General features: G+C 38.3%; 1 protein-coding gene. It reads left to right on the forward strand.

Annotated features, from left to right (window positions below; genetic code table 11):
* A partial coding sequence (locus AB4653_RS24740; RefSeq protein ID WP_372105554.1) for an RHS repeat-associated core domain-containing protein occupies positions 1-465 on the forward strand: 465 nt, incomplete at its 5' end.
* Positions 466-634: the final 169 nt, after the last annotated feature.

Consider the following 634-nt stretch of genomic DNA (forward strand, 5'->3'; position numbering starts at 1 on the left):
GGTATGTCGACCAAACGCTCAGATTTTGAAAGTGGATTAGTTTATTTTGGTTATCGCTTCTATATACCAAGCTTGGGCCGCTGGCTAAACCGCGACCCACTGCAAGAGCAAGGCGGGATTAACCTCTATGCGTATGTAAATGGTGACCCGTTAGGGTATGTGGATCCGGATGGGCGTTATAAGTCCAGGCCATACAATCCGAGTCCTACCGACCACTTGATATATCCACCTCAAAAAAATAGCCAATGTTATTATGATTGTTATGAAAAGGCAAAGGCAGCGATGTCACCAAGGTCTGCAGTAATGGATCAAGCACCACACAATAAATCTCTTTCATGTAAACAGCCAACGCAAAAGTGGAATGTATTTGATAAAGAAAAGAGGTCAGCAGTTCAGGATCTTATCGAAGAACTATATGCAGAAGTTTCTTGTGATATTGAATGTTCATTAAATACATTATATTGAAGGACTAAAATGAAATTAGAGTATATGAATTTGAGCAGGAACTTCAAACCAAGAGTGAAATCATGCAGAGTCTTTCTGTGCAGTTATTTAATTAGGGATTATGTAAATGAAATTTAAACAATTCATTCAAGTTGCAATGATGTTGTCATTTGTAGAAGCAACTTACAAC

Origin of the sequence: Vibrio sp. 10N.222.48.A3 (assembly GCF_041475345.1) — a bacterium.
Classification (GTDB): Bacteria; Pseudomonadota; Gammaproteobacteria; order Enterobacterales; family Vibrionaceae; genus Vibrio; species Vibrio tasmaniensis_A.